Genomic DNA, 6598 nt, shown 5'->3' with positions numbered 1-6598 from the left:
CTAATTTTTCTCTCATAGATATGCTTGATTTAGAATCAAGAATTCAATCCAGCAAGCGACTTAAAAATTTGGGTTTTACAGGCGATACTTCTAATCTTTCTCTCATAGATATGCTTGATTTAGAATCAAGAATTCAATCCAGTAAACGCCTTAAGTACTGAAAACTTAAACTAAATAATTTAAGGCAGAAATTAGTTGTTATATATGAAATAAAAACATGACCCTAAAAAAAGCATTTTCTATCACCAAACTCGAAAACTTCGGACGCATCCAACTTTCCAAATCATTTTTTATGTGTGATTTATAGTTACCCTCATCCCCTTGCGCAACAGTGCCGCTCATCCCAAAGGGAGAAGGAGCTTTCATTACAAATTATATGCTGTCATAAATTTAATAATGGAAATTCCCTCTCCTTCCAAAGGAGAGGATTTACTAAAAAACGAGATGTTTTAAGAATAAAACTTACAAATCTTTAAGCTGAGCATCACACCCTGCCCACTCATTCACATTACGCAAATACTTTAATGGTTTAAGCTCAATTCTTTCGCCATTAGGTAAAATTTCCTGAACTTCCAAAGAACATTGAATACCGCCAGCCTGATCTAGCAATTCATAATTTTTATTTGATGCAAACTTATAAATAGCATCTACACTACAACCACGCAACTCGGTCCCAGTGTGATAACTTTTATAAGCACTTAAAGCAATAAAACGCTCTGTGGGTAATTTAAATTCAGCAAATTGAATATCTTTAGGAGGAAAAGGCATATTTAACAATTTAGTTTTATAATGAGTTTGCCCACCCAAAACATTAATGCTTTCAACTTCTGGAGACATCAAAAACTTAGGTTGCATTGAGGTCATGCACCCATTTGGATACATCTGCACACTAAAGTTTTCACCTTGCTGAATTCGAATATTACTTGTTAGATCAACTGTTGAGTCTTGATACAATTTATGGCCTATTAATTTTTTTGATTGGTTTACGACACCCGCAGTACAACCTGCAAGTAATGCAACAAAAAGGGTAATAACTATTGTTTTCATATCTTATAAGAATCAACTAAAAAATTAATGAAAATTTAACCGAACACTATTGCTTATACAAGGCGTATCCACTTCTATTATTTAAAATTTTTATTATCATTTAGCAGAGGCCTCCTCCAAAGAGGCCGACTTTAAAATATCAATCACTTCCCTCTTATCACACCCAGTTTATTAAACAAATCTGGTGTCAAAAAAGTCATCACCAATTTATTCAAATCCAAATAACGTACCACACCTTTTAATTGCTGCTTTACTTCAGGGTTTTTAATAATTTCTTCACCTGTAATGCTGCCCAACTCCTGAAAACTATCGCCAACTGCTTGCAAGCCTTCCGCCTGAATCACCGCTTTAGTCTGCGCAGAACATTGTTCAACTAAAATACGCTGTAATACTTGAGCCAAGTTTTTATCGAGTTGTTCTTTTTGTACATCCGTCACATTACTAAAACTTTTTAAGTCAGGATGGGTCGATAGTGCTGCAAACGTCCATTGCAACACCGCAGTTTTATCCGTTGCAGTCGTGGCTTTCACCAAACAAGCACTGAGTTGATCGACTGTTTGTGCAGGTGCAGCCATCGTAATTTGTGTCGTACCGAACAAAGCCGCTGCCATCAACACAGAGCGACTTAAAAAAGAAAATCTACGCTGGGCAGAAGCATCAACATAACGTGACATAAACTAAATTCCAAATAATCATCTGTCTCTTTGTATCACAGCAGCTATAACTTCCCCTGTTATGACTCTGTAAATTGTATGAACCATACTCCTTAAAGCTTTTTATAAAATGAAAAATCGGTCAATGAAGACATTGTTTTACCAACTTCTCAAAGTTTATTCCTGCCCTGCATAATTCCATGTTTCAGGAATATTCGGTTGTTTAGGTGCTTTATTTAAATCAATATTCAGGTTTCGACTGCCTTGATATGATTTTTCGCCTGAATCTGATGCTGGTGAGACACTTAAATCATAACGGTAGCGGAATTGCCACAACATGGGTTTGATGGGACGAATATCTAAACTTAACGAATCCTCATCATGACAATGCCCTTGTGAACTTTCATAGTCCTGTTCGGAAAAACAAGCGCGAATCATTCGGCTAAAGCTAAATGGATAGTTGTTTATAAACTGATTCATCTCTCCTGAATTTTTTAACTCATAAAAACTTGCACGTTCGATCCCAGCTCCACCACCCAAATACATTTCAGAAAAACTATCAATCACTGCAATGGCATAACGGTTTTGTGTCATCGGAAACAGCTTGGGAAAGACAAATTGCCCAGTAGATGTGCCGTCCTCTTGACTTGAGAGATTTACATGCCATTGTTTCAATAATTTAAGCCCCGTTGTAGATGAGCTAAACTGAGCAATATCTGCACCGGATAATAGCCATAAACGCTGATCTACGGTTTTTAAGCTACGCCATTGATCACGATGCTGACAAAGCTCTTTCACTTGTGCGCATAATTGATTCTGCTCATTTGGACTCAACTGTACTTTTTTAAACGCCAAAATATCTAAAGGTGCAGCCAAAGTGGTCGAAATTCCTTTTATTTCTTGAGCAAATGCAGCAGAACTGAGTGCCATGAAACAGCAAGCAAAAAGTATATTTTTTATTGGTTTCATTTCTTTATTTCATCTATTTATTTTCAAGTGATAAAACCGTTTAAATGTTTTAAGCGCATTCCGTCATGCGCTCTTGTATCAAAGAATATGGTGTTGCACTTCAAATGCTAATCTAAGTCTTAAAAAAGCGGATGATATATCGGAAAGTATTAAATTTATTAAGTTTATTGAAAATTCACAACCTATGAATGAAACGACAAGTAATAGGATAGAAGAAACAGCGTTAACAACTCTTTAGGTCAAATCATGAAAATCTAAGGGTAAAGCGAATCCTGCATAATTCAAAATATTCTAATAAAATACTTTATTAAATCACATGACAACGTCATTCGCAGTTGTTCGAGGCCGGACTTCATTATTTAATAAAGTTTCTGCGAACAACTTAATAAGAGAGGGTATTTGACCAGTTCTGCGGATGACAAAAATCTTTGGTTACTTTGGATTTCCCCAAAGTAACAAACGAACTCCTAACATTAAATTACTATCGGGAGGACTCTGTTGTGAAGTTACATATCTGAAGAGTATGACCTTTTCAAAAAAAGACTTTACCCCTCATCAATCCTACGACTAAAGAAAACAATAGCCTACTTAAAACAGCCATCTTATTCTGCTATGGTAAAACAAAACCTTATATAAATCAGATCTAAGAAAAGAAAGAGGGAAAACATGTCAAAACAAATCTTAATGCTCGTTGGTGACTATGCCGAAGACTACGAAACCATGGTGCCTTTTCAGTTCCTCACAGGCTTAGGTTATAGCGTACATGCGGTTTGCCCAGACAAAAAAGCAGGTGACAGCATTGCAACGGCCATTCACGACTTTGAAGGTGAACAAACCTATAGTGAAAAACGTGGGCATAATTTCGCCATTAATTATGATTTCAGTGCAGTCCATACTCAGGACTATGTCGGATTGGTCATTCCCGGTGGCCGTGCTCCCGAATACCTCCGTATGAATGAGCGGGTCATTGAAATTGTGCGTGAGTTTGATGCAGTACAAAAACCAATTGCTTCTGTATGTCATGGTGCGCAACTTCTTGCGGCCGCGGATGTACTGAAAGGCCGTTTATGCTCTGCTTACCCTGCCTGTGCTGCGGAAGTTAAACTTGCAGGCGGTCAATATGCAGACATTGCAGTGACTGAAGCGGTAACAGATGGGCATCTAATCACAGCCCCTGCTTGGCCGGCTCATCCTGCGTGGTTAGCACAGTTTGTTAAAGCCTTAGGTGCGACCATTACCCTTTAATACCGGTCAAAATAATCTTCAGAGAAAAATCTATTTTGCTCATTCCACTATAATGCAGTGGAATGAGACCGAACGAAATGAGACCTAACTAGCAACTACATTAAATTTTATAAATAAGTCCACTATTCAAGAATTCCCCACAGATAAAATTATTTTAACTGTTTCAACATATGCTTCGCCCCAGCATGATTATGATTATTCGCCAAGTTCTGCAAAATATTCTTCGCCTGAGCCTTTGAGTTAGAAAAACGACTGCTATAACTCGGCACACTGGTTAAACAACGCGCAACTAACATCCCTGACTCCGCATAAACATTTGTACCGCCAGCATTGGGTAATTTGCCAAAATTATACGCACGCTGTGCATTATTACAGGCATTCAATTGATTTTGCCCTTTGTTCAAATCACGACGCGCCGCAACAAAAGATTTAAGCTGCTGCTGTTGAGGGGTATCAAGCGCCTTCTCGACGGGTCTAACCGGTGATTCAACCACGGGCTTTTCTTCTTTTTTAATTTCGCTTTCTTTCGCAATAGCCGCTTTGCTGGTTGTAGTTTTCACGGTCTGATTATTTACAGCGCTCTTTTTAACCACAGTATCGGTTGAGATATTTTTATAAAATTTTTGACTTTCTTGAACCGTCATTACTTTACTTTGTAAGCTAACCACCCGCGTTTCGCTGCCATCCGTGAACTTACGTTCAGCCGTGGGTTCAATTGAAACGATCCAGCTTTGCCCATTACTTTGCACACACTTATACGCGCCAATTCCTTGCTTGACATGACTATTGCCAGATAAGCGTTTTTTCGCCGATGCGTCCTTGACTAAAGACATGCTGCTTTTGTACAAAAGTGAGAACTTGCCCCCTTTTGCAGAGCAATAATGGGTTAAATATTTTCTTGGATATAAGGATTGGGCTTCATTATTGCTTTGCTTCTCCCCCCAATCATAAACATATTCCTTTGCTTGACCATTTGCATGATTAATATTTTTTTGAGCAATTAATTCCTGAGGTGAAGTAAAATTTTTAACTGAATCTGAACTTAGACTGTCCATGCTGGTACAGCCATGTAAAGCGATGCCAACTCCACCCATCAAGATTAATGTTCTGAAATTCACGTATCAATGCCCAATTATGCTGTATCAAAGAAAATATAGGAAAAGGCAAAAAATAACAAACACAAAACTTTGATTTTATTATCAATTTAACTAAATTTAGTTTTTACTTTTCACTCAAAATAGACCAGAAACTGCCAACTTCCAAAGGTTTTAAAATTAAAATAATAACCAGATAACACTTCATTGACCCTTTTTAATCTTGCATTATTGGCTAAAGATGAATGATCCATCAAGCCATTTGGCATTTTCTGTGATCAACAGATGCAGCGCTATGCTCTTCATGATGAATAGATCTCGACATGACTCAACAATAAATCTTTAACCGCTTACCTCACCACGCTTTCAATCAAATCTAAATTCCAAACACCACCAGCCGCCACCCCCTTACACATGCCCGACCAACGATCTATGCTCTGAACGAATGTTTTGCCGTCCCAAATCCATTCACTCATCGACCAACAATCGCCAATACCACGCCCTTTTTGTGAGCTACTGATATCACCTTCATCAAAATCGGAGGCAGACTCGGTCACAAAGGTGGCTTTGCCCTTTAAAGAGCCATCTATGACCCATGCGCCAAAACCTTCGTTATATGCACCGCGCCAACATAGCGTGGTTGCTAAAACTTTTTGATTGCCGAGTTTATAAAGCTCTATCTTTTGTGCTTGAACCCCATTGCCGGTGTAAATACCTTCACAAAAACCATGACCATCTTGCAATTTAGGTTGTGCTGCCATCAAAGTTGCATATAAGGCTTTGTAGGGTGTTGTGTCTGGTTTCAGGACTAAATAAGGCTTAGATGCGGTTTTAATTTTCCTTAACATCAGCTTTGGCTGTGCAACCAAAACGTTCGACTCATTGGCTGTGCCCTTTTTGACTAAAGCGCCGACTGTACCAACACGTTTTTGAAAATCATCCATTTTTAACAAAGAAGCGGTCATTCCTGCATCCGAGATTTTCCATGAGTAATGGGCATTCTTAAACACAATGTTCACACTTTTCTGCGCTTGTTGTAATAGCCCATTGACTTGTGCCGTATTCAGTACGCCCAATAACGGCGATTCTGAACCATCGACAGTGACAGCACCCAAGTCTTTTGCATTGACATAAAAGTGAATGTTTTTAAGGTTTTTTTTATCTAGGGCCTGATCATATTCCGATAATGCAAATCTCATCTGAACAGCCTGTTTTTCACCTGCTTTACGGATGATTAATAGCGATGCTGGCATATCTTCTATACGGTCATCCTGATACCCTGCTGCCCGACAAGTCCCTGTATTACTACAATAGATTTCCCAATCTTGATGAGCAAAAGACATGCCTTGAATGGCTTTGGCATAGCCAACAGGACTAGTTAGGGCAAAACAAACTAAAACAAAGAGATGCTGAAAGTTTTTCATATTGTTCTTATCCTTATTTTCAATTCATTATAGCGAGAATATCCCACTTTTAAATGTCATTTAATGACTTAAAATAAGGCGTAAATGCGACAACTTCCTGCACCATTTTAGACACTTAACTTTTAGAATTAAAAATGCCAGTCCATTTACAAACGGACTGGCATTC

General features: G+C 38.3%; 6 protein-coding genes. 1 reads left to right on the top strand and 5 read right to left on the bottom strand.

The features are described from left to right. Positions 1-462: 462 nt before the first annotated feature. The 3 genes from F994_RS00725 to F994_RS00710 form a co-directional block, all read right to left on the bottom strand. Complete coding sequence (locus F994_RS00725; protein WP_004648070.1) at positions 463-1047, bottom strand: hypothetical protein; 585 nt, start codon at positions 1045-1047, stop codon at positions 463-465. 143 nt (positions 1048-1190) lie between these two features. Beyond that, on the bottom strand, positions 1191-1721 hold the full coding sequence (locus F994_RS00715) for a hypothetical protein (RefSeq protein ID WP_004648069.1): 531 nt from the start codon (positions 1719-1721) through the stop codon (positions 1191-1193). Between the two features lie 156 nt (positions 1722-1877). Then, positions 1878-2630, bottom strand: coding sequence for a hypothetical protein (locus tag F994_RS00710; protein WP_004648068.1), 753 nt, complete (start codon positions 2628-2630; stop codon positions 1878-1880). A gap of 705 nt (positions 2631-3335) precedes the next feature. On the opposite strand from F994_RS00710, the gene F994_RS00705 reads away from it, so the two are divergent. Then, complete coding sequence (locus tag F994_RS00705; RefSeq protein ID WP_004648067.1) at positions 3336-3914, top strand: DJ-1/PfpI family protein; 579 nt, start codon at positions 3336-3338, stop codon at positions 3912-3914. Positions 3915-4063: 149 nt separating this feature from the next. Here F994_RS00705 and F994_RS00700 read toward each other — a convergent pair whose 3' ends face one another. Continuing rightward, a complete protein-coding gene (locus tag F994_RS00700; RefSeq protein ID WP_034696417.1) occupies positions 4064-5032 on the bottom strand; it encodes a hypothetical protein in 969 nt (322 codons plus the stop codon). A 326-nt stretch (positions 5033-5358) separates the two neighbouring features. Further along, complete coding sequence (locus F994_RS00695) at positions 5359-6432, bottom strand: DUF1176 domain-containing protein (RefSeq protein ID WP_004648065.1); 1074 nt, start codon at positions 6430-6432, stop codon at positions 5359-5361. Positions 6433-6598: the final 166 nt, after the last annotated feature.

Source organism: Acinetobacter bohemicus ANC 3994 (genome assembly GCF_000367925.1).
Classification (GTDB): domain Bacteria; phylum Pseudomonadota; class Gammaproteobacteria; order Pseudomonadales; family Moraxellaceae; genus Acinetobacter; species Acinetobacter bohemicus.
Note: the sequence above shows the minus strand (reverse complement) of the source record. Positions and strands in the feature narration are given on the sequence as shown.

Excerpts from the sequence above, each read along its gene's own strand:
- F994_RS00725 (WP_004648070.1), bottom strand. The coding sequence starts at position 1,047 with ATGAAAACAATAGTTATTACCCTTTTTGTTGCATTACTTGCAGGTTGT.
- F994_RS00715 (WP_004648069.1), bottom strand. The coding sequence starts at position 1,721 with ATGTCACGTTATGTTGATGCTTCTGCCCAGCGTAGATTTTCTTTTTTA.
- F994_RS00710 (WP_004648068.1), bottom strand. The coding sequence starts at position 2,630 with ATGGCACTCAGTTCTGCTGCATTTGCTCAAGAAATAAAAGGAATTTCG.
- F994_RS00705 (WP_004648067.1), top strand. The coding sequence starts at position 3,336 with ATGTCAAAACAAATCTTAATGCTCGTTGGTGACTATGCCGAAGACTAC.
- F994_RS00695 (WP_004648065.1), bottom strand. The coding sequence starts at position 6,432 with ATGAAAAACTTTCAGCATCTCTTTGTTTTAGTTTGTTTTGCCCTAACT.